Origin of the sequence: Nocardia sp. NPDC004151, assembly GCF_042874235.1 — a bacterium.
Classification (GTDB): domain Bacteria; phylum Actinomycetota; class Actinomycetes; order Mycobacteriales; family Mycobacteriaceae; genus Nocardia.
Map to the genome: position 1 here is coordinate 86135 of NZ_JBIAMR010000013.1, position 24591 is coordinate 110725.

The 24591-nt window shown below is 69.6% G+C and carries 17 protein-coding genes; 13 read left to right on the forward strand and 4 right to left on the reverse strand.

Going from position 1 to position 24591, the window contains the following annotated elements:
- Positions 1-7 precede the first annotated feature (7 nt).
- Together ACFYTS_RS26330 and ACFYTS_RS26335 are read left to right on the forward strand one after the other, a co-directional pair.
- Entirely contained in the window at positions 8-706 is a 699-nt protein-coding gene (locus ACFYTS_RS26330; RefSeq protein WP_387308053.1) for a haloacid dehalogenase type II, read from the forward strand.
- A 57-nt stretch (positions 707-763) separates the two neighbouring features.
- Entirely contained in the window at positions 764-2032 is a 1269-nt protein-coding gene (locus tag ACFYTS_RS26335; protein ID WP_387307892.1) for a TerD family protein, read from the forward strand.
- 6 nt (positions 2033-2038) lie between these two features.
- On the opposite strand, the gene ACFYTS_RS26340 is transcribed toward ACFYTS_RS26335, so the two are convergent.
- Entirely contained in the window at positions 2039-3133 is a 1095-nt protein-coding gene (locus tag ACFYTS_RS26340) for a TerD family protein (RefSeq protein WP_357287939.1), read from the reverse strand.
- Positions 3134-3411: 278 nt separating this feature from the next.
- On the opposite strand from ACFYTS_RS26340, the gene ACFYTS_RS26345 reads away from it, so the two are divergent.
- The 3 genes from ACFYTS_RS26345 to ACFYTS_RS26355 all read left to right on the forward strand — a co-directional run bounded on the left by ACFYTS_RS26345 (position 3412) and on the right by ACFYTS_RS26355 (position 11883).
- Complete coding sequence (locus ACFYTS_RS26345; protein ID WP_387307894.1) at positions 3412-4041, forward strand: GNAT family N-acetyltransferase; 630 nt, start codon at positions 3412-3414, stop codon at positions 4039-4041.
- Positions 4042-4141: 100 nt separating this feature from the next.
- Positions 4142-10486 (forward strand): SDR family NAD(P)-dependent oxidoreductase, encoded by a 6345-nt coding sequence (locus ACFYTS_RS26350; RefSeq protein ID WP_387307896.1) that lies wholly within the window; start codon positions 4142-4144, stop codon positions 10484-10486.
- Positions 10483-11883, forward strand: a complete 1401-nt coding sequence (locus ACFYTS_RS26355) for an aminotransferase class I/II-fold pyridoxal phosphate-dependent enzyme (RefSeq protein ID WP_387307898.1) — start codon at positions 10483-10485, stop codon at positions 11881-11883. The genes ACFYTS_RS26350 and ACFYTS_RS26355 overlap by 4 nt, the downstream gene beginning before the upstream one ends.
- Here the strand turns inward: ACFYTS_RS26355 and ACFYTS_RS26360 are convergent.
- Positions 11856-13118 carry an MFS transporter gene (locus tag ACFYTS_RS26360; RefSeq protein WP_387307900.1) on the reverse strand — a complete coding sequence of 421 codons (1263 nt, stop codon included), beginning with the start codon at positions 13116-13118 and terminating at the stop codon, positions 11856-11858. The genes ACFYTS_RS26355 and ACFYTS_RS26360 overlap by 28 nt on opposite strands.
- 94 nt (positions 13119-13212) lie before the next feature.
- On the opposite strand from ACFYTS_RS26360, the gene ACFYTS_RS26365 reads away from it, so the two are divergent.
- Entirely contained in the window at positions 13213-14091 is an 879-nt protein-coding gene (locus tag ACFYTS_RS26365) for a LysR family transcriptional regulator (RefSeq protein WP_357287925.1), read from the forward strand.
- Between the two features lie 18 nt (positions 14092-14109).
- Here ACFYTS_RS26365 and ACFYTS_RS26370 read toward each other — a convergent pair whose 3' ends face one another.
- Positions 14110-16398: a molybdopterin-dependent oxidoreductase gene (locus ACFYTS_RS26370; protein ID WP_387307902.1), complete on the reverse strand. Its 2289-nt coding sequence runs from the start codon at positions 16396-16398 to the stop codon at positions 14110-14112.
- 108 nt (positions 16399-16506) lie between these two features.
- Between ACFYTS_RS26370 and ACFYTS_RS26375 the strand changes: the two genes are divergently transcribed.
- The 6 genes from ACFYTS_RS26375 (at position 16507) to ACFYTS_RS26400 (ending at position 22255) form a co-directional block, all read left to right on the forward strand.
- Positions 16507-17154, forward strand: coding sequence for a TetR/AcrR family transcriptional regulator (locus ACFYTS_RS26375; protein WP_387307904.1), 648 nt, complete (start codon positions 16507-16509; stop codon positions 17152-17154).
- A 2-nt stretch (positions 17155-17156) separates the two neighbouring features.
- Complete coding sequence (locus ACFYTS_RS26380; RefSeq protein WP_357288073.1) at positions 17157-18017, forward strand: 3-hydroxyacyl-CoA dehydrogenase; 861 nt, start codon at positions 17157-17159, stop codon at positions 18015-18017.
- A gap of 46 nt (positions 18018-18063) precedes the next feature.
- Positions 18064-19827, forward strand: a complete 1764-nt coding sequence (locus tag ACFYTS_RS26385; RefSeq protein ID WP_387307906.1) for an oleate hydratase — start codon at positions 18064-18066, stop codon at positions 19825-19827.
- Positions 19828-19999: 172 nt separating this feature from the next.
- A complete protein-coding gene (locus tag ACFYTS_RS26390; protein WP_387307908.1) occupies positions 20000-20437 on the forward strand; it encodes a nuclear transport factor 2 family protein in 438 nt (145 codons plus the stop codon).
- A gap of 76 nt (positions 20438-20513) precedes the next feature.
- Positions 20514-21308: an SGNH/GDSL hydrolase family protein gene (locus ACFYTS_RS26395; protein ID WP_379272376.1), complete on the forward strand. Its 795-nt coding sequence runs from the start codon at positions 20514-20516 to the stop codon at positions 21306-21308.
- Positions 21309-21433: 125 nt separating this feature from the next.
- Positions 21434-22255 carry a PLP-dependent cysteine synthase family protein gene (locus ACFYTS_RS26400; protein WP_387307909.1) on the forward strand — a complete coding sequence of 274 codons (822 nt, stop codon included), beginning with the start codon at positions 21434-21436 and terminating at the stop codon, positions 22253-22255.
- Here the strand turns inward: ACFYTS_RS26400 and ACFYTS_RS26405 are convergent.
- On the reverse strand, positions 22237-22812 hold the full coding sequence (locus tag ACFYTS_RS26405) for a TerD family protein (protein ID WP_387308056.1): 576 nt from the start codon (positions 22810-22812) through the stop codon (positions 22237-22239). The genes ACFYTS_RS26400 and ACFYTS_RS26405 overlap by 19 nt on opposite strands.
- 556 nt (positions 22813-23368) lie before the next feature.
- Between ACFYTS_RS26405 and ACFYTS_RS26410 the strand changes: the two genes are divergently transcribed.
- Positions 23369-24583 (forward strand): lipase family protein, encoded by a 1215-nt coding sequence (locus ACFYTS_RS26410; RefSeq protein WP_387307911.1) that lies wholly within the window; start codon positions 23369-23371, stop codon positions 24581-24583.
- Positions 24584-24591 lie beyond the last annotated feature (8 nt).

A 24591-nucleotide genomic window follows, 5' to 3' on the forward strand; every position in this document is an offset into this window, starting at 1 on the left:
GAACGCGATGAGGCCGAGAGCACTGCTGTTCGATGTCCAGGGAACCGCCACCGACTTCCACTCGACCATCGTGCGGGCCGCCGTCGCGGCCGCCGGGGAGCTGAGCCCCGACCAGGACTGGGGAAAGTTCGTGAACGACTGGCGCGCGGCCTATTTCACGGAGATGTCCCGGCAGCCCGCGGACAGCGGGTGGGTCAGCGTGGCGTCGATCTACCGCAAGACCCTCGACCCGCTGCTCGACGTCGAGGGCATCGACCTGAAGCCCGCCGCCCGCGACGAACTGGCCCGCGCCTGGGCGCGCCTGGATCCGTGGCCCGACACCGTCCCCGGCCTGCGCCGCCTGCGCGCGACGTTCACCCTCGCGACCCTGTCCAATGCCGATGTCAGTGCGGTGGTGGAGATTACGCGCCACGGCGACCTCCCCTGGCACGCCGTCTTCGCGGCCGAGATGGTGGGCGCGTTCAAGCCGGATCCGCGCACCTACGGCCTGGCCGCCCGCTACCTGGGCCTGGAGCCGTCGGAGATCATGATGGTGGCCAGCCACAAGTACGACATCCGGGCCGCGCGCGAGCTCGGTTTCCGGACCGCGTTCGTGGCCCGGCCGCTCGAATACGGCGACCCCGCGCTCGCCGATGCCGAGTTCTCCGCCGAGTTCGATATCAATGCCGTGGATTTCCTGGATCTGGCCGACCAGCTCGCCTGCTGAGCGCCGAACCGTCTCCTAGAGTGGCAGGTGGGCGTTTTCGATACGGGAGGATCGGTTTTGTCCACAACACTCGTGAAGGGTCAGAACGGCGCACTGGCCGCGGCGGAGGTGGTGGTCTCCGTCCGCGTCGCGGCCACCGCCGAATTGTCCGCGCTGCTGGTGACCGAGCAGGGGAAAGTGCGCTCGGACAACGACTTCGTGTTCTACAACCAGCCGACCGGTCCGGGGGTGCGCCTGCGCAACGGCGTGGCCGGGCAGCCCGCCGATCTGGCGGTCTCACTGGCGCAGGTGCCCGCCGAGATCACCCAGATCCGGGCGGTCATCACCCTCGACGGGACCGGGGCCACCTTCGGGCGGATCGCCCCGCCCATCGCGGTGGTCTCCGACCCGGGCGGGAACGCGCTGTACGAGTACAAGATCGAGGACCTGCAGAGCGAGTCCATCGTCATCGCGGTCGAGCTGTACCGGCGCTACGGCGCCTGGAAGGTGCGGGCCGTCGGGCAGGGGTACGCGGGCGGATTCGCCGCCTTGGTCCGCGATCACGGCGTGACGGTCGAGGACGCGCCGCGGCCCGCCCCGATGCCCGTCGCTCCCCCGCCGCCGCCCTCGGCCTACCCGCCGCCGATCGCTCCGCCGCCGATCACTCCGCCCCCGGTCCCGCCGACGCCGGCCGACCGCACCCAGCCGCCGCCTCCGCCGCCCTCTTCGCCGCACCCCACCGAGGGCGGGCTCTCGGGCGCCAAGCCGGTGAATCTGTCCAAGGGGCAACGCGTCACGCTGCGCAAGGAGGGCGGGGTCGCGCTCACCCGCATCCGCATGGGCCTGGGCTGGGACCCGGCCAAACAGGGCGGACTGTTCGGCCGCCGCGCGGCGAACATCGACCTGGACGCCTGGGTGGCCATGTTCGCCGACCGGCACCTGGTGGACGTGGCCTACTACGGTCAGCTGATCTCGAAGGACGGGTCCATCCGGCACTCCGGCGACAATCTCACCGGCGAGGGCGCGGCCGGGGACGACGAGGTGATCCTGGTCGACCTGAGTCGCATTCCGCGCCACGTGAATACACTGCTGTTCATCGTCACCTCCTACCAGGGCCACACCTTCGAGCAGGTCAGCAATGCCTACTGCCGGCTGGTGGACGACACCACGCAGGCCGAGCTGGCCCGCTACGCGCTGGCGGGCGGCATGCCGTTCACGGCCATCGCCATGGCGAAGGTGTTCCGCTCGGGCGGCGAATGGAAGCTACAGGCCATCGGCGAGGGCTTCCAGGCCAAGCACCCCGGCGAGGCGGTGCCGCAGCTGGGCCGGTTCATCACCGTGGACTGAACCCGCTCACAGGAATCCGACCACCTGGGATGCCGCTTCGACCGGGTGCCCGGCCTCGATCGGATGCCCCAGCGCCGACACCTTCCAGATGCCGTCCTCGCGATGCACCTTGGCCACCACCATGCCGGTGTGCGCGCCGCCCGAGCTCAGATTGGAGCGGGTGAGCTCGGTGCTGGTGGTGCCGTCGGTCAAGCGCCAGAACGCGTTCCGGACCCGTTCGAAGGTGTGGCCCGCGTAGGAGGTGATGACGAAGACGATGGTGGTGACCTGCGGGCCGATCCGGGTCAGGTCCACGGTGATGGTCTCGTCGTCGCCCTTGCCCTCACCGGTGAGGTTGTCGCCGGAGTGCCGGATGGCGCCGTCCTTGGTGACCAGTTGGCCGTAGTAGGCGGCGTCGATCAGATCGTGCCCGGCGTAGACCAAGGCCGAGGCGTCCAGGTCGATCTCGACCGGCCGCGAACCCCATTTGTGCTGCACGTGCACCGGATCCCAGCCCAGGCCCATCTTGACGAAGCTCAGGTCCTGGCCCTGCCGGCGCAGGGCCACGGTGTCGCCGGACTTCATGACCGGCGCGATCGACGGGGCGGCGGGGCGGGCCGCGTGCGGCGAATTGCTGATGGAAACACCGTGATCCGCGACCAGCGCCGCGAAGCCGCGGGGGTGGCCGAAGCCGACCGCGCGGGCGTACCATCCGTCGTCGCCGCGGTCCAGGTCCACCGCCGCCACCGTGGTCTCGTTGCCGAGGCCGTCGATCACGTACTCGTACAGCGGGTTTCCGCGATCGTCGGCGATGCCGATGTGCGGGGCGGGATGGTCGCCGAAGCGGCTGTCGCGGTCGTCGAGGCTGACCACGATGCGAATATGGGCCACGCCCGGCGGCACGGCGCTCAGGTTCACGGCGACGGCGTGCTGCCCGGGCACCAGCTGGATGCCGGGGCCGGTGGGCTGGTTGTAGAAGATCAGGTCGGTATCGTCACGTACCGCACCGCGATCGGTCAGGAGCAGCGCGGCGAGATCGACTCCCGCGCTGAAATGCACCGTCACGGTGATGTCCGAGACGCCCAGTTCACCGGTCTGCCCTTGGGTGAGAAGTGCGGCCACGTTCTCCACTCTATTGGTTCGGCCGGACACCCGGATGAAACGAACCCATATCTGTTTCGCGCGTGGCATTTTGTGCGCGCGAACCTTAGGGCATCCGGAGGCGCTTGGCCATCTCCCGGCGAATCGTTTTATGCCACAAGGTGAATCGGTCGCATGTTCAGTAACTGTTGGGTACATTACCGGTCAGTAGCCGTTCAGGTTACCGTCGAGTAGTGGGACGAGGGACTGTCCGTCATCGAAGTCGGGCGCTGACGGGCGCGAAAACGTAAGGGACAGTTTTGGTTCAGTCGGGTACACCGACCATTCGCCGCGCCACCGAATCCGACATCGAGGACATCGTCCGGGTCATCGCCCTGGCCTTCGAGTCCGACGATCCGATCGAGGACTACGTCTTCCCCGATCCGGAAGTGCGCGCGCGGCGCACGCCGGGCATGCTGCGCGTCCTCGTCCGGCACCGCTACCTGCCCGCCGAGGCGGCCATCGTCGCCGAGATCGACGGCGTGATCGTCGGCGCTTTGCTGTGGATTCCCCACGGCTTCCGCAATACCGCTCGGCGGGAAGCGATTTCGGGTCCGCAGCTGCTGTGGGCCATGGGCCCGGCGGCCACCCGCCGGGGTATCGAGGTGGACGCCGCCATCGCCGGCTCCGCCCCCGCCGAGCCGCACAACTACATGGTCTACCTGGGCGCGGACCCCACGGTCCCGCGTTCGGGCATCGGCCGGGCGCTGACCCGCTGGCTCATCGCCGAGTCCGAGGCCCACGGGCGCGCCCTGTGCGGCATCTGCAAGGACGCCAACGTCGGCTACTACCAAGCGATGGACTTCGCGCGGCTCGCCGGAACCCGAATCGGGAGTAAGGGTCCGGAATTGAATTTCATGCTGCGGCCGGCGGGCGTGACCGCGGGCTGACATGACTCGGAGGGGAGCCCGATCGCGGAACACGATCGGGCCGCCGCCGCGCGCCCTCGGGGGGGATCACCAGGTTCGTTCTGTTTTCCGAGGAGATGCAGTGTCTGACCTTGCCATTGTCGGAATCGGGTGCCGCTATGCCGGCGGCATCGATTCCCCGGAGTCGTTCTGGGACTTCATCATCAACAAGGGCGACGGGGTCGTGGAGATCCCGTCCGACCGGTGGGACTACCGCCGGTATTACGACCCGGACAAACGCACGCCGGGACGCATGTACACCAAACGGGCCGCCTTCATGACCGGCGACCCGTGGGCCTTCGACCCCGACTTCTTCGGCATCTCGCCGCGCGAGGCCGCCGCCATGGACCCGCAGCAGCGCCTCGTCCTCGAGGTGGCCTGGGAGGCGCTCGACGACGCGGGCATCGCCGGACAGGCCGCGGGCGCGCCGATCGGCGTCTACGTCGGGGCCTTCACGCTGGACCAGATGGCGGTGTCCAACACCAATGCGGCGCTGCCGTGGGTGGACATGCACACCGCGGCGGGCGCGTCGTACACCATGCTGTCCAACCGGATCGCCTACGCGCTCAACATGATCGGCCCCGCGCTCACCGTCGACACCGCCTGCTCGTCGTCGCTGGTGGCCTTCCACCTGGCCTGCCAGGCGCTGGCCAACGGCGACTGCGAGGTGGCCCTGGCGGGCGGCGTCACCATGCTGCTGCAGCCGGAGGTGTTCGTCTCGATGTGCAAGGGCGGCTTCCTGGCCGCCGACGGCCGCAGTAAGCCCTTCGACGCCGCCGCCGACGGCTACGGCCGCGGTGAGGGCTCGGGCATGGTGGTGCTCAAGCGGCTCGAGGACGCCGAGCGCGCCGGGGACCGGATCTACGCGGTGGTCAAGGCCACCGGATCCAATCAGGACGGGCGCACCACCGCCATCACCGTTCCCAACGCGGATCTGCAGGAGGCCCTGGCCAAGTCGGTCACCGAGCGGGCGGGCATCGCACCGCACGAGGTCACCTACGTGGAGGCGCACGGCACCGGCACCCCGGTCGGCGACCCGCTGGAACTGCGGGCCATCGGACGCGCCTACGGGCAGGTCGAGGGGCGGACCGCGCCGCTGGGCGTGGGCTCGGTCAAGGGGCAGCTCGGTCACACCGAGGCCGCCTCGGGTATCGCGAGCGTCATCAAGTCGGCGCTGGCCATCACCCACCGCACCATCGCGCCGCAGGGCTGGTTGAACGAGCCGAACCCGGAGATCCCGTTCGACGAGCTGGGTCTGGCCTTGCAGGTGGAGGCGCAGCCGGTCGATCCGGAGACCCGAATGACGGTCGCGGTCAACGGTTTCGGCTACGGCGGCACCAACGCGCACGTCATCCTCCAGGAATACGTCGCGGCGGACACTCCGGAGCGGGAGCCCAGACACCATGGCGTGCTGCCGATTTCGGCGCGCACCGACACCGCCGCGCGCGAACTGGCGCGCGGCTACGCCGAGCTCATCGCCGCCGGAGCCGAACCCGCCCGGCTGGCCGAGGCGGCGTGGACCCGGCGGCACCATCACGGTGTGCGCGCGGGCCTCACCTTCGGTGACGACGCCGAGCTGGTGCGGGCGCTGATCGACTTCGCGGGCGGCGAGGGCCGCACCGCCAAGGTGATCGCCCGCAAGGCGCCCGAACCGGTGTTCGTGTTCACCGGCATGGGTCCGCAGTGGTGGGCCATGGGCCGCCGACTGCTCACCACCGGTGGCGCTTTCGCCACCGAGGCCGAGCGGATCGACGCGGTGTTCCGGGAGATCTCGGGCTGGTCGATCGTCGAGGAGCTGCTGCGGCCCGAGGAGCAGTCGCGGGTCACCTCGACCGCGGTCGCCCAGCCCGCCAACTTCCTGATCCAGGTCGCTCTGGTCGCCCTGCTCGACGAGCTGGGCATCCGGCCCGCCGCCGTGGTCGGCCACAGTGTCGGCGAGGTGTCGGCGGCCTACGTCACCGGGATGCTGTCGCTGCGGGACGCGCTGCTGGTCAGCTTCCATCGCGCCCGCCTGCAGGCCACCACGGCCGGTTCGGGCGGCATGCTCGCGGTCGGTCTGGCCCCCGCCGCCGCGCTGGAGCTGATCGACGGCGACGAACTGGTCAGCATCGCCGCGATCAACAGCCCGAGCGCGGTCACCCTCGCGGGCAACGAGCAGCGGCTGGACGAGATCGCCGAATCCCTCACCGAGCAAGGCGTTTTCGCGCGCCGACTCCAGGTCGAGGTGCCGTATCACAGCTACCTGATGGACCCCATCCTCGACGAGCTGACCGCCGCCCTGGCCGGGCTGAGCCTCGCCGAGCCGCGTATCCCGCTGTGGTCCACCGTGACCGGCACCCGGGTGACCGCGGGCGACTGGGACGCAGCCTACTGGTGCGCCAATGTGCGGCAGCCCGTCCGCTTCGCCGACGCCATCACCGAACTGGTGGGCGTGGGCAGCCGGGTGTTCCTGGAGGTCGGCCCGCATCCGGTGCTGGGCGCCAACATTCGCGAGATCCTGATCGGCGCGAACGAGACCGGCACCACCGTCGCCACCCTCAACCGCAAGCAGGACGACGCCGAGAGCGTCCGGCAGACCCTGGCCGGGCTGTACGCGGCGGGTGTGCTCGACATCGACGCCCTCTTCGGCGATCTGGTCACCCGGCATGTGGATCTGCCGCGCTACCCATGGCAGCGCACCCGGCTGCGCGTCGAACTGAGCGGCATGCAGCGGCTCAAGTACGGCACGCCCGGTATGTACCGCATGCTCGGCGATCCCGTACCGGAGCACCCGAACACCGCATGGCGCGTCCAGCTCAGCGTCGGCGACATGCCGTGGCTGGCCGACCATGTGGTCGGCGGGTCTCGCATCCTGCCCGGCGCGGCATATCTGGACGCGGCCCTGAGCGCGGCGGCGCTGCGCACCGAGTCCACCCGGGTCGCCGTCGAGGACGTCCGGTTCCTCGCGCCGCTGGTGGTGGACGAGGGCATGGCCCCGGTGGTGGAACTGCAGGTGGAGGAATCCACCCGGCGCTTCAGCATTCGCTCCCGCGACGCGGCGGGCGACGCCTGGACGGTCAATGCCACCGGCCGCCTGGTCGAGGGCGTCTACGAGCCGTCCAAGGCCGAGCTGCCGGTGCTCGAGGAGATGGCCGCCATCGACCCCGACGCCTATTACACCGCCTTCGCCGCCCGCGGCCTCGACTACGGCCCGGACTTCCGCCGCGCCACCGCGCTGCGGGTGAGCGGCAATACCGTGGTCGCGACCCTGGACGGAACCATTGCCCGCGACAGCGGGCACCTCGCCCACCCGGCGGTCGTCGACGCGGCCGTGCAGTGCTTCGGAGCGGTCCTCGCCGCCGCGCCGAACGCCGGACGGGGAGCGCTGGTTCCGGTCGCCGTCGCAGGCGTGCGGGTGTTCGCGCCCATCCCGGAGCGGGTGACCGTGGTGGCCCGCCTCACCAGTACCAGCGGCGACCAGACCGCCGACGAGCTCACCTGCGACTACGACCTGCTCGACGATGAGAAGAACATCGTCATGCGGATCCTGGGCCTGCGGCTGGGCGACATCAACCCCGATCGTGGTGCGCTGCAACGGCTCACGGACTACTTCTACGAGGACCGCTGGGACATGCGGGAACCGGTGGACACCACCGCCCTGCCCACCCCCGATACCGCGTACACGCTGGCCGTCGACTTCGCCGCCGAGGCGGGAGCGCGGGCCACATCCATCGCGGGCGCCACGGCCCACGGCGAGGTGCTCGCCGTCGGCGATCCGGGCCGCGAGGACCTGGAATCCGTTGTGCGCGAGCGACTCCAGCGGATCCTGGCGCTCAACGGTGTCGAGCGCACGCACATCGTGCTGGTCGCGGGACACGACTACACCGACCTGGACGCGCTGTGGACGCTGCGTCGCATCGCGGTCACCGTCGAGGGCTTCCTCGAGGACTGGCTCGAGCAGCGCGGCGAGGAAATCCCTATGACCGGTGACGGTTCCGTGCACGTCTCCCTGGTCACCGAGCGGGCCTTCGCGCACCCGGACGAGGACGCGGTCCCCGATCCTGCGCACGCCGCGCTGGCCGGCGCCCGCCGGGTGCTGCTCAACGAGCAGCCACGGCTGCGCTGGCGGCTCATCGACGTGGATCCGGAGGTGAGCGAGGCGGACCTGGCGGCGGAGCTGGCAGTGCCGGGCGCGTTCACCTACGACCACGCCGACGAAGTGGTGCTGCGCAACGGGTTGCGCTGGGTGACGGTGGTCGCGGCCACCCTGCCCGAGCGCATCGACGGACTGGACCGGGCCGAGCCGCTCACCGATCCGGAGGCGAACTTCCGGCTGGAGCTGCCCAAGTCGCGGGTGCTGTCGCGGCTGGCGTGGCGGCGCTGCGAACGCCGCGCGCCCGGGGCGGGCGAGGTCGAGGTGCGCATCCTGGCGGTCGGTCTCGGCTACAAGGACCCGCTCAAGGTCATCGGGGTGCTCGGTGAGCGCGAGATGGCGGGCACCTTCTACGGCACCGAGCCCGGGATGGAGGCCGACGCCGTCGTCGTCCGGACCGGTACGGGCGTCGACGATCTCGCGGTCGGCGACCGGGTGTTCGTGACGTCCAAGGGCATGATCTCCCGCTTCCACACCACCGAGGCCGACCTGGTCACCCGGGTGCCGGCGGACACCGAGCCCGGCGCGTGCACCAGCACGGTCGCGTTCGCCACCGCCGAGCACTCGCTGCTCGAACTGGCGCGGGTGCGCAAGGGCGAGGTGGTGCTGGTGCACGGCGCGGCGGGCGGTGTCGGCTCGGCCGCGGTGCAGGTCGCGAAGCTGTACGGGGCCACGGTGATCGGCACCGCCAGCAGTGACGAGCGCCGGGCCTATGTGCTCGAACAGGGCGCCGACCACGCGCTGGACTCGCGGTCGCTGAACTTCGCCGACGACGTCCTGGGCCTCACCTCCGGTCGCGGCGCGGACGTGGTGATCAGCACCGCGCCCGGGGAGATCCTGCGGCAGAACTTCAAGGCGGTGGCCGAGTTCGGGCGCATCGTGGAGATCGGCAAGGCCGACATCTACGGCGGCGGCGTGCTCGACCTGGGATACTTCGACAAGAACCTCTCCTACCATTCCTTCGACCTGGACCGCATGCTGGCGATCAAGCGCTCGGCCACCAGCGATCTGGTACGCGGCGTGCAGGAGAAGCTGGCGTCGGGCCACTACCGGTACCTGCCGTTCGAGGTGTACGACACCGCCGACGTGGCCCGGGCCTTCGAGGACGTGGCCCGTTCGGCGCAGCTCGGCCGGATCGCGGTGCGCCTGGAATCCGAAGCGCCGCAGGTGCGTCCGCTGATCGCGGCGGTCACCGTGGATCCGGCGGCCCGGTACCTGATCACCGGCGGGTTCGGCGCGTTCGGCCTCGCCGTCGGGCGCTGGCTGGCCGGGCTGGGCGCACGCCACCTGACCCTGCTGGGCCGGGGCGGCGCGACCACCGACGCCGCCCGCGCCCAACTGGCGCGCTGGCGGGCGCAGGGCGTCGAGGTCACCGAGGAACTGGTGGACGTCACCGACATCGAGGCCATGGAAGCCGTGGTAGCGCGGGCGCATTCCGCCGAGCACCCGCTGCGCGGCGTCTTCCACACCGCGGGCACCCTCGACGACAAGCGGGTCGCCGACATGGACCGGGACAGCCTGGCCAAGGTGTACCGGCCCAAGGCGGAGGGCGTGATCGCGCTGCGGCACGGGCTGGCCGCGGCCGGAGCCGAGCTCGACATGTTCGTGCTGTTCTCCTCCGGCAGCACCATCTTCGGCAGCATCGGCCAATACGCCTACACCGCAGCCAATCTCGCACTCAATGCCACCGCCGACCTGGTGGTCCGCGACGGCGGCACGGCGCTGGCGGTCGGCTGGGGTCACATGTCCGGCGGCGGCATGGCCGACGACGACTATGTGTCCCGCTACCTGCGCACCGCCGGATTCGACCCGATCGACATGGACGAGGGCGTCGAATACCTGGAGAAGGCCCTGGAACTGGGCATCCATCACCAGGCGTCGATCATCCCGATCAACTGGTCGACGGTGGCCTCCACGGTGTCCTGGTACGCCATGACCGGCCGCACCGCCGAGCTGATCGCCGCTGCGGCGCAGGACAATTCGGCCGCCTCGCAGCTGGTGTCGGCGCTGCGCGAACTCGACGAGCAGAAGCGGGCCGACGTGGTGGCGCACATGCTGGCCGAGCAACTGGCCGTGGTGATGGGCGTCGACGCCGACTCCATCGACCTCACCATCCCGGTGCCGGAACTGGGCCTGGACTCGCTGATGGCGGTGGAATTCGGTGCGCTGGTGGGCAAGACGCTGGGCGTGGACCTGCTGTCGATGAAGGTCGGGCGGTCGTTCACCCTCCAGCTCGCGGGGGCCCGCGCCGCCGAGATGCTGGTCGGCGCGAACACCGGGGCGGTGTCGGCATGAGCGAATCCGCACGGGACCTGGCACGGAAGCTGCTGGCGGGCAACGCGACCACGGAGGCGGGAGTGCCCGGCCGGGCCACCACGGTCCGGCACACCGCGCCCGCCACGCCGGCTCCCCTCGCGGGGCGGACTGGTCCGGCTCGCGCTCCGCGCGGGCCGGGTCGGCAGTTCGCCGACCATCCGGAGGTCGCGGCGGCCGTCGCCAAACGGGCGGCCATCGCGGCCATCAGCGAGCAGTCGGGCATGCCGAACCCGCTGTTCCTGCCGCGGAACAGCCCTAACGACACCGTCATCCGGGCCATGGACACCGACCTGGTGAACTTCAGCGCCTACAACTACCTGGGACTGTCCAGCCACCCCCGGGTGGTGCGGGCGGCCCAGGAGGCCCTCGACCAGTACGGCGCGTCGGCCTCTGCGAGCCGGATCGTGTCCGGCGAGATCCCGCTCTACGGCGAACTGGAGCAGCGGCTCGCCGGAATGTACGACGTGGGCGATGCGATGGTGACCACCAGCGGCTACCTCACCAACGCGGGCGTCATCGGCTTCCTGCTGCGCGAGGGCGATGTGGCGTTCTGCGACAGCCTGATCCACGGCAGTGTGGTCTCCGGCACGCAGTGGGCCGGCTGCCGCCGGATCAACTTCCGGCACAACGATCCCGACTCGCTGCGGTCGGTGCTGAAGATGTCGCGGTCCGGGTTCGATCGGGCGCTGGTGGTGCTGGAAGGCCACTACTCCATGGACGGCACCGTCGGCCGGGTGGCCGAACTGGCCGCCGTGGCCCGCGAATTCGACTGTGCCGTCATGGTGGACGAGGCCCACTCGCTCGGCGTGTTCGGCGCGGCCGGGCACGGCATCCGCGAGCACTACGGCATGGCCGGGGCCGAGGTCGACATCTGGATGGGCACGCTGTCCAAGGCGCTGGGCAGCGTCGGCGGGTTCATCGCCGCCGACGCCGAGCTGATCGCGGCGATGAAATCCAGTGCACCGGGCGTGGCCATGCTGACCGGTGCGCCCGCGCCGTCCGCCATCGCGGCGGCGCTGGCCAGTCTGGATGTGCTCGCGGCCGAACCGGATCGGGTGGCCCGGCTGTGGCACAACGCCCGGCTGTTCGACACCGCGCTGCGGGAGCGGGGACTGGATCTCGGTGAGTCCCAGGGCACGCCGATCGTGCCGGTGATCGTGCCGGGCGAGATGCGGGCCGGATTCGTGTCCGCGCACCTGCTGCGCCAGGGCGTGTACGCCGGGGCCATCTCGGCCCCGGCGGTGCCGGTGGGCAAGGAGCGGCTGCGCTTCTTCATCACCTCCGAGCACAGCGAGCGGCAGTTGCGGTCGACGGCGGACCTGCTGGCCGAGGCGATCGCGCTGGCGGGTCAGCTGCCCGAGGCCATGGCGGTCTGAGTCCGGCGGTGCTGTGGGCGGAGCGCGAACACCGCCCACAGCACCAGACCGGCCACCGTGGCGGCCACCCCGAGTTCGCACACCCGCGTCCAGCCGCCCGCCTCGAACGCGGCCCCGGCGGTCACCGATCCGGTCACGCCGCCGAGGAAGTAGGTGACCATGTAGGCGGTGGTCAGGCGGCTGCGCGCGGCTGGATCCAGGGTGTAGATGGCCGACTGGTTGGTCAGATGCGCGCCCTGGATACCGAAGTCGAAGACCACCAGCGCGGCGATCAACGCCACCACGTTGTGCCCGCCCCACACCACCAGCACCCAGCTGGCCAGCAGCACCAGCCAGGTCAGCGTGGTGACGCGGCGCAGGTGCCCGCGGTCGGCCAGCCGGCCCACCACCGGCGCGCCCAGCGCCCCGACCACCCCCGCCAGGCCGAACAGGCCGATCACGAATTCGCCGTAGTGGTACGAACTTCCGCCCGATCCGGACAGCTGGAACGCCAGCGCGGTCCACACCAGCGAGAAGCTCCCCATCAGGATGAACCCGAGCAGCATGCGCTGCCGCAACACCGCGTGGCGGCGGATCAGACCCAGGATCGACACCAGCACTCGTGGATAGCTCTCCCCGGTCGCCGCGCGCGGGGTGGCGGGCGCGAGCAGGTACACGCTGATCGCCATCACCACCTGCAGTCCGGCCGCCACCAGCAGCACCGCGCGCCAGCCGCCCAGCTGCGCCACCGCCCCGGACAGCACCCGCGACAACAGGATTCCCAGCAGCAGGCCGCTCATCACCGTGCCGACCACCTGCCCGCGCCGCGCCGGATCGGCCAGCGCCGAGGCCCACGGCACCACCACCTGCGCCGCCGAGGCCGCCACCCCGGTGGCCGCCACTCCCGCGACGAGCACCGCGTAGTTCGGCGCGAACGCCGACACCAGCAGGGCGGCGACCGAGGCGAGCAGCAGCACCGGCACCATGCGGTGGCGGCGCAGGAAGTCACCGAGCGGGACCAGGAACGCCAGGCCGCACAGATAGCCGATCTGGGCCGCGCTCACCAACAGCGCCGCACTCGCGGTGGACACCGTCAGGTCGCCGGCGACCTGGTGCAGCAGGGGTTGCAGGTAGTAGTTGCCCGCGGCCGAGGAGCCGGCGGTCACCGCGAACACCAGCACCGTCGTCCGGGTCAGCGTCGGGTCAGCCTCGGGAGCGATCGGTGCGGGTGCCGCGGTGCGGAGCGTGGAAACCATCACCGCTTCATGGTGGGCGGGGATTTCAATCTACAAAAGCGATGGTTTTCGATACTGCTATCTATCCAATAGATGGCAGGGCTAAGCTCGGCCCATGGAGCTGCGTCAGATCGAATGCTTCCTGGCCTGTTGCGACCACCGGTCCTTCACCGCCGCGGCCCGCCACCTCAACCTGGTGCAGTCGGCGGTCTCCACCAGCGTCGCCAAACTCGAGCACGAACTCGGGGTGCGCCTGTTCGACCGCACCCCGCGCACCCTCGAGCCGACCGTCGCGGGCCGGGCCATGGTCGCGCCCGCCCGCACCCTGCTGCGCGCCCGCGGCGACATCGTGGACGCCATCGACGCCGCCCGCGGGGAGATCCGCGGGGAGGTGGTCGTCGGCAATCTGATGAACATCCACAACATCGACCTGGCGGGCATCATCGCCGAACTGCACCGGCAGTATCCGGAGGTGACCCTGCGGATGCGTCAGAGCATCTCCGGAATGGCCGGCAATGTGGCCGGGCTGCTGGACAATTCGCTCGAACTGGCGCTGCTCGCGGGCATGAGCGACGAATTCCCCGGCCTCACCACCCATCTCATCGCCGAGGAGACGCTGGTGCTGTGCACCGCGCCCGGGCATCCGCTGGCGGGCCGCCCCTTCCACGCCGCCGATCTGCACGGGGTGCGGTTCATCGACTTCCCGCCGGGCTGGGGCATCCGCACCATCGCCGACGAGCTGTTCCCGGGCCGCTATCCGGTCATCGAGGTGGCCGACCAGGCGTTCGCACTGGAGTTGGCGGCCAAGGATTTCGGGGTCGCGCTCATCCCGCTGTCGGTCGCGCGGCTCTCCCCCGGCGTCCCGTTCGCCGACTACCGGCCGTATCCGCTGCCGTGGCGTTTGTGCGTCGGTCACGCGGCCGCGCGGACTCCGTCGAACGCGGCGCGCACGGTCATCGAAGCGCTCGTCGCGCACGGCGGCGCGGGGCGATGACGTGCGGCCGCGCAGCCTTCACAGGTCGACGATGGCGGGTGGGCCGGTGACGGTCAGGGGCGGGAGCGGGTCGGTGTAGCGCTCGATCTCCACCAGGGACAGCTGGCCCGTGCACCCTTGGCTCAGGCGGGACGTGCCGCGATCCCGGGTGACCGCGTTGGGGTTTCCGTGGCGGCAGAAGGTCGCGTCGGCGGGGTCGGGGTCGTACCAGGCGCCGGTGGACAGCTGCGCGACGCCCGGGCGCACCGAATCGCTGATCTCCAGCCCGGCCAGGCAGCTGCCGCGATCGTTGAATATCCGGACGATGTCGCCCGCGGCGAGACCGCGCGCGGCCGCGTCGTCCGGGTGCAGCCGGACCGGTTCGCGGCCCCGGATCTTCGAGGACTGGCTGTGCGCGCCGATATCGAGCTGACTGTGCAGTTTGGTCCGAGGCTGGTTGGCCACCAATTGAATCGGGAACCGGGCCGCCAGCGGGCCGCCCAGCCATTCGTCCGGCTCGAGCCACACCGGGTGGCCCGGGCAGTCGTCGTAGCCGAAGCCCGCGATGGTCTCGGAGAAGATCTCGATCCGCCCGCTCGGGGTGTGCAGCGGGTGAGCGACCGGGTCGGCGCGGAAGTCGGCGAAGGCGACGTGCTCCTCGGCTTCGAGGGGCAGGTCCAGGGATTCCCCGGACCAGAAGGTGTCGTAGTCGGGCACCTCGTGGCCGCGGGCGCTCAATCGGTCGCGCCACTCGTCGTAGAGGTGGCGCAGCCATTCCCGATCCGTGCGCCCCTCGGTGAATTCCTTACCGATGCCGAGCCTTTCGGCCAGTTCACCGAACATCCAGTAGTCGTCGCGGGCCTGCGCGTGCGGCCGGGTCAGGGCGGGCATCGGGAACAGGTAGCGGTCGCCCTCGCCCGAGCCGTAGTCGTCGCGTTCGAGGGTCATGGTCGAGGGCAGCACGATGTCGGCGTGCCGGGCCGTGGCCGACCAGAACGGATCGTGCACCACCACGGTGTCCGGCCGGCCGAAGGCGGTGCGCAGCCGGGCTAGGTCCTGGTGGTGATGGAAGGGGTTGCCACCGGCCCAATAGACCAGGCGGATGGCGGGATACGTGCGATGCTCGCCGTTGTACTCGTACGGCTCACCCGGGTTCAGCAGCATGTCCGCGATGCGCGCGACGGGGATGAAGTCGTGCACGGCGTTGCGCCCCTGCGGCAGTTTCGGCGGGGACGTGACCCGCACGGCCAGACCGACATTCCCGGCCGAACCGTAGCCGTGGCCGAATCCGCCTCCGGGCAGACCGATCTGGCCGAGCATGGCGGCCAGCACCACGCCCAGCCACAGCGGCTGCTCCCCGTAGCGGGCCCGCTGCAGCGACCAGCTCACCGTGACCAGGGTGCGGGTGGCCGCCATCTCGCGGGCGAGGGCGCGAATCCGGTCCGCGGGAACACCGGTGATGTGCTCGGCCCAGTCCGGGTCCTTGACGATGCCGTCCGCCGCGCCGCGCACATAGTCGCGGAAGCGGTCGTAGCCGACGGTGTAGCGGTCCAGGAAAGCGTTGTCCGCCAGCCCTTCCGCGTCCAGCACCTGGGCCAGCGCGAGCATCAGCGCGGCATCGCTGCCCGGCCGGGACGCGATCCATTCGGTGTGCGCCTCGGCCGGGCAGTCGTCGCGCAGCGGGCCGATGGTGACGAAGCGGCAGCCATTGGCGTGCGCGGTCTCGATCCAGCCGCGGCCGTTGTGCTTGGAGACCCCGCCGGGCGAGACCACCACGTTCTTCGGGGACAGACCGCCGAAGGAGACGATCAGCTTCGAGTGCTCGGCCAGCACCGACTTGGTGGTGGCCCGGGACATGATGGTGCCCATATCGGCGAGGATGTGCGGCAGCAACACCGTCGACGCGCCCAGGCTGTAGCTGTTGCGATGCGAGACGTAACCGCCGAGGCAGTTGAGAAATCGGTGAATCTGGCTCTGCGCGTGATGGAATCGGCCCGCGCTGGCCCAGCCGTAGGAGCCGCCGTAGACGGCGCCCGCACCGAATTCCCGGTACACCCTGGCCAATTCACCGGCCAGCAGATCCAGCGCGGTCTCCCACGAGACCGGCACGAACTCCTGCGCGCCGCGCGGTCCGGGCCCGGGGCCGTGTTCCAGCCAGCCGCGCCGCACATAAGGCTGGTCGATGCGGGCCGGATGGTGCTGGGCCGAGGCGACATTCTCGATGAGCGGAGTGGGTTCGGGGTCCGCGTGCCACGGGCGGACCGCGGTCAGCCGTTCGCCGTCACTGTCCGCTTCGAGAACGCCCCAGTGGGTGAGGTGCGTGGCCATGCCCACAACATACGCCCGGCCGGTCGGGGCAGGGTTGCGGATTCAGTAGCTTGGAGTACGCTCATTTTTGAGTCCACTCAGTTCCGCAGGCAGGGTTGGAGGTGTCCGATGGCCACAACGGCCACATCGGCGCACGTCGGACGACGGCAACGCAAGATGCACGACAAACAGTCCAGGATCTTCGAGGCGGCCGCGACCCTGTTTGCCGAACAGGGCTTCGACCGGGTCACCACCCAGCAGATCTCCGATCGCGCCGATATCGCGGCGGGCACGCTGTTCCGCTACGCGGCCACCAAAGGCGAACTGTTGCTGATGGTTTACAACGAGGAGCTGCGCACCGCGCTGGAGGTCGGCGCGGATCAGGCTCGCGCGCAGGCCGATACCGTCGCGGCGGTGTGCGAGATGCTGGGCCCGCTGCTGCGGACCGCCGCGCAACGACCCGAGAACACCATCGTCTATCAGCGTGAACTGCTGTTCGGCTCACCCACTGACAAGTACCGCTCCGAGGGCCTGGCCCTGGTGGCCCGGCTGGAATCCATGATCGCCGAACGGCTCGTCGCCGACTCCGGCGCGACCGGGTCACCACAGGTCGAGGAGCGGGCGCGAGTAGCCGGTCGCAGCATCTTCGCGGTGCTGCACCTGGCCTTGGCCCGGCCGTCCACCGGCGCGCATCCCGGGCACGACGCCATGGCGGATCTGCGGGCGCAGATCGCACAGATAATCGCCGGATACTTCACATCCACAGGGAGGCAATGACAATGGGCATCGAGATCCGCAAGGTCACCGTGCTCGGCACCGGTGTGCTGGGTTCCCAGATCGCGTTCCAGACCGCGTTCCGCGGCTTCGACGTCACCGGATACGACATCGACGACGCGGCGCTGACCGCGGCCCGCGGGCGCTTCGACAAGCTGGCCGCCACCTACCGCGAGCAGGTGCCCGGTGCGGGCGACGGCAAGGCCGAGGCGACCGCGGCGGGCATCGCGCTCAGTTCCGATCTGGGCGCGGCGGTTTCGGATGCCGACCTGGTGATCGAGGCGGTGCCGGAGGTGCTCTCACTCAAGCAGGAGATCTACGAGAAGCTGGGCAAGCTGGCCCCCGAGCGCACCATCTTCGCCACCAACTCCTCCACCCTGCTGCCCAGCGCCATCAAGGATTTCACCGGTCGGCCCGACCGGTTCCTGGCGTTGCATTTCGCGAATCAGGTGTGGCACTTCAACACCGCCGAGATCATGGGCACCCCCGACACCGATCCGGCCGTCTACCAGGCGGTGGTGGACTTCGCCTCCGCCATCGGCATGGTGCCCATCGAACTGCACAAGGAGAAGGCGGGCTACGTCCTCAACTCGCTGCTGGTGCCGCTGCTCAACGCGGCCATGAACCTCGCCGAGGGCGGCTACGCGGAGCCCGAGGCGGTGGACAAGACCTGGCGCATCGGCACCGGCGCTCCGGCCGGGCCGTTCCAGATCCTCGACATCATCGGGCTCACCACGCCCTACAACATCCTGATGAGCGGTGACGCCACCGGACAGCGAATCGCGCAGTGGCTCAAGGACAACTACATCGACAAGGGCAAGCTCGGCATCGCCACCGGAGAGGGGTTCTACAAGTACACGGCCTAGGCGCACACCGTTCTTCCAGACCGATCCCCCACGGACAGGAGTTCTGATGGAGTACACCAGCGGCAACTACGAAGCCTTCGCACGGCCCCGCAAGCCCGCGGGCGTGGATGGCAAGACGGCCTGGTTCGTCGGGTCGGGTCTCGCCTCGCTGTCCGGCGCGGCCTTCCTCATCCGCGATGGCCGGATGCCCGGGAACAAGATCACCATTCTGGAAGAGCTGAAGATCCCCGGCGGCGCGCTCGACGGCATCAGGGAACCGAAGAAGGGCTTCGTCATCCGCGGCGGCCGCGAGATGGAGAACCACTTCGAATGCCTGTGGGACCTGTTCCGGTCCATCCCGTCCATCGAGGTCGAGGACGCCAGCGTGCTCGACGAGTTCTACTGGCTCAACAAGGACGACCCGAACTTCTCGCTGGAGCGCGCCACCGTCAATCGCGGGCAGAGCGCGCAGACCAAGAACCTCTTCACGCTGAACGACAAGGCGCAGCAGGACGTCACCAAGATCTTCCTCGCCACCCGGGAGGAGATGGAGGGCAAGCGGATCAACGAGGTGTTCTCGAAGGACTTCTTCGAGAGCAACTTCTGGATGTACTGGCGCACCATGTTCGCCTTCGAGGACTGGCACAGCGCGCTGGAGATGAAGCTGTACCTGCACCGATTCGTGCACCACATCGGGGGGCTGCCGGACTTCTCGGCGCTGAAGTTCACCAAGTACAACCAGTACGAGTCGCTGGTGCTGCCGCTGTACCGGTGGCTGCTGGACCAGGGCGTGACGTTCACGTTCGACACCACCGTCACCGACGTCGACTTCGAGATCAGCGGGGATCGCAAGCAGGCCACCAGGATTCACTGGACTTCCGAGGGAGTCGACGGCGGGGTGGACCTGGGTCCGGACGATCTGCTGCTGATGACCATCGGGTCGCTGACCGAGAACTCCGACGAGGGCGACCAGCACACGCCCGCCCAGCTGAACGAGGGCCCGGCGCCGGCGTGGGATCTGTGGCGGCGCATCGCGGCCAAGGACGAGGCTTTCGGGCGGCCCGACGTGTTCGGCTCGCATATCCCCGAGACCAAGTGGGAGTCGGCCACCGTCACCACGCTGGATCAGCGCATCCCCGAATACATTCAGAAGATCTGTAAGCGGGATCCCTTCAGCGGCAAGGTCGTCACCGGCGGCATCGTCACCGTCAAGGACTCCAGCTGGCTGATGAGCTGGACGGTGAACCGGCAGCCGCACTTCAAGCAGCAGCCCAAGGATCAGATCGTGGTCTGGGTGTACGCGCTGTTCGCCGACAAGCCCGGTGACTACGTGAAGAAGACCATGCAGGAGTGCACCGGCGCGGAGATCACCCAGGAATGGCTGTACCACCTGGGCGTGCCCGAGTCTGACATCCCCGAACTGGCGGCCGAGGCGGCGCGCTGCGTGCCGGTGATGATGCCGTACGTGACCGCCTTCTTCATGCCCCGCAAGGCCGGCGACCGGCCCGACGTGGTGCCCGCGGGTTCGGTGAACTTCGCGTTCATCGGCCAGTTCGCGGAGACCAGCCGGGACTGCATCTTCACCACCGAGTACTCGGTGCGCACCGGGATGGAGGCGGCGTATCAGCTGCTCGACATCGAGCGGGGTGTGCCGGAGGTGTTCAACTCCACCTACGACATCCGCACGCTGCTGACGGCCATGACGCGGCTGCGCGACGGCGACCCGATCGACCTGCCCGGGCCGGAGCTGCTGTGGCGCGGGGTGGCGAAGCGGTTCGGCAACAACGAGATCGGCGAGCTGCTGACCCAGTACGGGGTCATCGGCACATAACGCCCGCCGCGACGGCCCGGTTCCGCAGGGGATCGGGCCGTCGTCGTCTCCACACCCGGCCGCGAGCTGGATAGTGAACTAATTGTCTATATGAACCCTGGACAGTTCATGCGGCCACGAGCTACCGTTCGAATAAATAGGCAATGATTTGACTACCAGGATGTGAGGGATCATGCACGCGTTCCGTCAGGCCGTCGAGGCCCGCGATGCCGCGGCCATCGAAGCGCTGCTCGCCGACAATGTCGTGTTCACCAGCCCGGTCGCCTTCAAGCCGTACCCGGGTAAGGCCATCACCGCGGCCATCCTGCGCGGGGTGCTGCGGGTGTTCGAGGACTTCCGGTACGTGAAGGAGATCGGCGCGCCCGACGCCGCCGATCACGCGCTGGTGTTCGAGACGACGGTCTCGGGCAAGCGCATCACCGGGTGCGACTTCCTGCACCTCGACGCCGACGGGAAGATCGACGAGTTCACCGTCATGGTTCGCCCGCTCTCCGGTGCGCAGGCGCTGGCCGGGGCCATGGCCGCCCAGTTCGCGCAGATCCAGGCCGAGGCCGTCGCGCAAATCGAACGGGAGGCAGCGGCGGCCGAACGCCAGGCGGCGGGTGCGTGAACGTGTTCGCGGGGGCCGCCGTAGCCGCCGGTTTCCTGGGATGATCCACGGACAGTCACCGAAAGGCCGATCCGCCATGACCGATGGCACCTACACCCGTTACGTCGCGCTCGGCGACAGCCAGACCGAGGGCGTCGGCGACGGCGACGACCGGACCGGCCTGCGGGGCTGGGCGGACCGGCTGGCCGAGCGAGTGGCCGCCTCCAATCCGGGCCTGTCGTATGCCAATCTGGCGGTGCGCGGGAAGCTGGCCGGGCAGATCCGGGCCGACCAGTTGGACGCGGCGCTGTCGCTGCGGCCCGATCTGGCGACCGTGCTCGCGGGCATGAACGACCTGCTGCGCCCCAACTTCGATCCGGACGCCATCGTCGCGGACGTCGAGGCGATGTTCGCCGCGCTCACCGCGACCGGCGCGGTCGTGGCCACCCTGACCTTTCCCGATGTCGCAGAGACGATTCCGCTGGCCCGGCCGCTGCGCGGGCGGGTGTCGATCCTCAACGAGCGGTTGCGGGCGGCGGCCCGGCGGCACGGGGTCCTGATCGCGGAGACCGGGCATCATGCCGTCGTCACCGATCCGCGGCTGTGGAGTCCCGACCGGTTGCACGCCAGTCCGCTCGGGCATCAGCGCATCGCCGAGGCCATGGCCGAGGCGTTGCGGCTGCCCGGCTCCGACGACACCTGGACCCGTCCGCTCATTCCCGCACTGCCCCAGCAGGGGCTGCTGCGGTCGATGGCGGCCGAACTCGAGTGGGCGGCAACCGCGCTGGGGCCGTGGGCCATGCGCCGGCTGCGCGGAATCTCCTCCGGTGACCAGCGGGTCGCCAAGCGGCCGCAGCCGCTGCCGGTGATCGGCGCGCCGCTCGCGCACTGAACCTCCAGCGCACGCCGAATCCTCGTCGCGGGCCGAACCTGCGCCGATCCGGCCCGCGGGCCTGCCCCGCTGCCGGACAATCGAACCCGAGCCCAGTCGGGGCCCGGGAAGGGTCGGCGCGGATCATGTTCATCGGCGACAACGTCTTGGCGGCGATCGGCAACACTCCGCTGGTGCGATTGCACCGGGTGACGCCCGAGGGGTGCGCGGAGATCCTGGTGAAACTCGAGGGACAGAATCCGTCCGGCAGCATGAAGGATCGGGCCGCCCAGGCCATGATCGCGGTGGCCGAGCGGGACGGGCGGCTGCGACCCGGTGACACAGTGGTCGAATACGCGTGCGGCAGTAGTGGTTCCGCGCTCGGGCTGGTGTGCGCGGCCAAGGGGTATCGGCTGCGACTGGTCGACTCCACCGCCGCGGCCGAGCGGGAGAGCAGGGAACCCGGCACCTTCTGGCCCGATCACCTGAACAACACCGACGCCATCACCGGCTATCACGGTCTGGGGCAGGAGATCTGGACGCAGACCGAGTGCCGGGTGGACGCGTTCGTTCAGGCGGTCGGCAGTGCCGCCGCGCTCCGCGGCAGCGCCGCGCTGCTCCGCTATCACAAGCAGCGGCGGATCCACGTCGTGGCAGTGGAGCCCGCCGAGTCGCCCGTGCTGTCCGGCGGCCCGCCCGGTGAGCACCGGATCGAGGGCATCGGCCTGGGTTATCCACCGCCCCTGTGGGATCCGACCCTGGTCGACGAGGTGGTGCCGGTCTCCAGTCCCGAGGCCGAGGCCATGGCGCATCGGCTGGCCCGCGAGGAGGGCCTGCGCGCCGGAAACTCCTCCGGCGCGAATGTGGTCGCGGCCATCCGCGTGGGGCTTCGCCTGGGTCCGCGAGCCCGCGTGGTCACGCTGCTACCGGACTCCGGCCTGAAGCAGGGTCAGACGTTGACGCCGTAATCCCGTGCGATTCCGCCCAATCCGGACGCATACCCCTGCCCGATGGCCCGGAACTTCCATTCCGCGCCGTGCCGGTACAACTCCCCGAACACCATGGCCGTCTCGGTGGAGGCGTCCTCGGTCAGATCAAACCGGGCCAGTTCCGTCCCCGTGACCGCGTCCACCACCCGGATGTACGCGTTCCGGACCTGCCCGAACGCCTGCCGCCGCGCCTCGGCCTCGTAAATCGATACGGGGAAGAAGATATTCGTGATCGTGGGCGGCATGGCCGCCAAGTCCACATTGATCACCTCGTCGTCGCCCTCCCCCGCGCCGGTCAGGTTGTCGCCCGTGTGCTCGATCGTCCCCTCCGGCGAGCGCAGGTTGTTGTAGAACACGAAGTGCTTGTCCGACACCACCCGCTGATTCGGCCCGCACGCCATGGCGCTGGCGTCCAAGTCGAAATCGGCCCCGGTGGTGCTGCGCACATCCCACCCCAGCCCCACCGAAACCTTCGTCAGATTCGGCGCCTGCTTCGACAGCGAGATATTCCCACCCTTGGCCAGACTGACACTCATCGAACTACCTTCCCTCCGAAGTCGATCCCATCCCCAATCGTCCTCGCGTCGCACCCGCAGAGCCACCGATTCGGCGTCCAGCTGCTCGGCGATCACGGCCACCCGCCGCTGCAACGCCAGTAACTCGATCAGATCCCGGGGCACCGCGGGCTCCCCCGGCTCCGCCGCCGCCACCGCCCGCATCGCCTCGGCATGCGCTTCCCGGATCGCGGCCCGCAATCGCGCGCCCGCCAACGGCTCCCCCATACCGAGCGTCACTCCTCGAATGTACTCGTCCGGCAGTTCTTCGAAACGCTCGCGAACAGCAACCCGGTTCGAATTGAAACCTGTTACAGTTCGAGCGCCGAAGGGGAGGTGGCCGATGTCGTCGAGCCGTAAATATCATTACCGGACAACATTTTTCACGCGATTCGCGCGAGTGGCGATACCGATCGCAGCCTTGATGGGGGCCACGAGCGTCATGGCGGCACCGGCGTCGGCGGTACCCAATACCGCAGACTCCTTCTACACGCCGCCCGAAGATTATGCGACGCAACAGCCCGGGACGATCCTCCGCGTGCGACCGATCCAAGCCAGCTATTCACAGTTGGTCCCGTGGCCGGTCCAGGCGTGGCAGTTGCTGTATCGGACCACCGCGGCGAACGGTCAGCCCTATGCCGCGGTGACGACGGTCCTGAAGACCGCGAACACGACTCGGCCGACGGCACTGCTGTCGTTCCAGAACATGACCGACGCGATCGCGCCGCAGTGCCAGCCGTCCCAGGCGTTGTTCCAGGGCCATGTCCCCTGGATCGATCCGTCGAAATCCGGCCCGCTGCAATTGACCACGATGTCCGGTGAGACCGCGTTTATCGCCGCCGGGCTGGCTCGCGGCTGGGCGGTCTCGGTGCCGGACTTCGGTGGCGTCGACAACCACTACTCGACGCCGAAGGAGCCCGGTTACACCGTGCTGGACGGTATTCGGGCTGTCGAGGCGTTCGAACCGGCCGCCCTGTCGGGACCCGGCACCCCCGCGCTCCTGTGGGGCTACTCCGGTGGCGGCATCGCGAGCACCTGGGCCGCACAGGAACAGCCGCGGTACGCGCCCGAACTGAATCTGGTCGGGACGGCAGCCGGCGCACCGGTCGCCGACCCTCGTGTCGCGATGCTCGCCATGAACGGCACGCCCGTCGGCGGCGGCCTCCGCGATCTTCTGTTTCCTGTCGCGCTGATGGGCGTCATGCAGGATTCCCCCGCGTTCACCGCCGCCATGAACCGCTACCTCACTCCCGCTGGGAAACAGAAGATCGCGGAGGCCGCCGACAACTGCACACCCCAGAACATGGTGTCCAGCCTCGGTCTCGACGCCGACCAGTTCCTCACCGAACCCATCGAGCAGATTCTCACCGACCCCGCCATCAACGCCGCCCTCGAGGAACGCGCCCTGGGCGCCACCGCCCCCACCACCTCCCTCTACATCTACAACGCCATAGACGACGAGGGCAGCCTCATCACCAGCATGGACACCCTGGTCGCCACCTACTGCGCCGCCGGCACCCCCGTCACCTACCGCCGAGAACAACTCGCCATGCCCGCCTCCGCCCACACCGGCGAATGGTTCCTGGGCGCCCCCGCCGCCCTCGCCTGGCTCCAACAACAAGCCGAAACCCCCACCGCCCACCCCACCTGCGACACCCGAACCGTCCCCACCACCGCCACCGACCCCGCCGCCCTGGACGCCCTCACCACCGGCATCCTCACCGGCCCCGTCCGCACCTTCCTGGGCATCTGACATCTCGA

Bases quoted from the DNA above. Each gene is read 5' to 3' on its own strand.
- ACFYTS_RS26330 (WP_387308053.1), top strand. From the start codon at position 8: ATGAGGCCGAGAGCACTGCTGTTCGATGTCCAGGGAACCGCCACCGAC.
- ACFYTS_RS26355 (WP_387307898.1), top strand. From the start codon at position 10,483: ATGAGCGAATCCGCACGGGACCTGGCACGGAAGCTGCTGGCGGGCAAC.
- ACFYTS_RS26360 (WP_387307900.1), bottom strand. From the start codon at position 13,118: ATGGTTTCCACGCTCCGCACCGCGGCACCCGCACCGATCGCTCCCGAG.
- ACFYTS_RS26365 (WP_357287925.1), top strand. From the start codon at position 13,213: ATGGAGCTGCGTCAGATCGAATGCTTCCTGGCCTGTTGCGACCACCGG.
- ACFYTS_RS26370 (WP_387307902.1), bottom strand. From the start codon at position 16,398: ATGGCCACGCACCTCACCCACTGGGGCGTTCTCGAAGCGGACAGTGAC.
- ACFYTS_RS26375 (WP_387307904.1), top strand. From the start codon at position 16,507: ATGGCCACAACGGCCACATCGGCGCACGTCGGACGACGGCAACGCAAG.
- ACFYTS_RS26380 (WP_357288073.1), top strand. From the start codon at position 17,157: ATGGGCATCGAGATCCGCAAGGTCACCGTGCTCGGCACCGGTGTGCTG.
- ACFYTS_RS26385 (WP_387307906.1), top strand. From the start codon at position 18,064: ATGGAGTACACCAGCGGCAACTACGAAGCCTTCGCACGGCCCCGCAAG.
- ACFYTS_RS26390 (WP_387307908.1), top strand. From the start codon at position 20,000: ATGCACGCGTTCCGTCAGGCCGTCGAGGCCCGCGATGCCGCGGCCATC.
- ACFYTS_RS26395 (WP_379272376.1), top strand. From the start codon at position 20,514: ATGACCGATGGCACCTACACCCGTTACGTCGCGCTCGGCGACAGCCAG.
- ACFYTS_RS26400 (WP_387307909.1), top strand. From the start codon at position 21,434: ATGTTCATCGGCGACAACGTCTTGGCGGCGATCGGCAACACTCCGCTG.
- ACFYTS_RS26405 (WP_387308056.1), bottom strand. From the start codon at position 22,812: ATGAGTGTCAGTCTGGCCAAGGGTGGGAATATCTCGCTGTCGAAGCAG.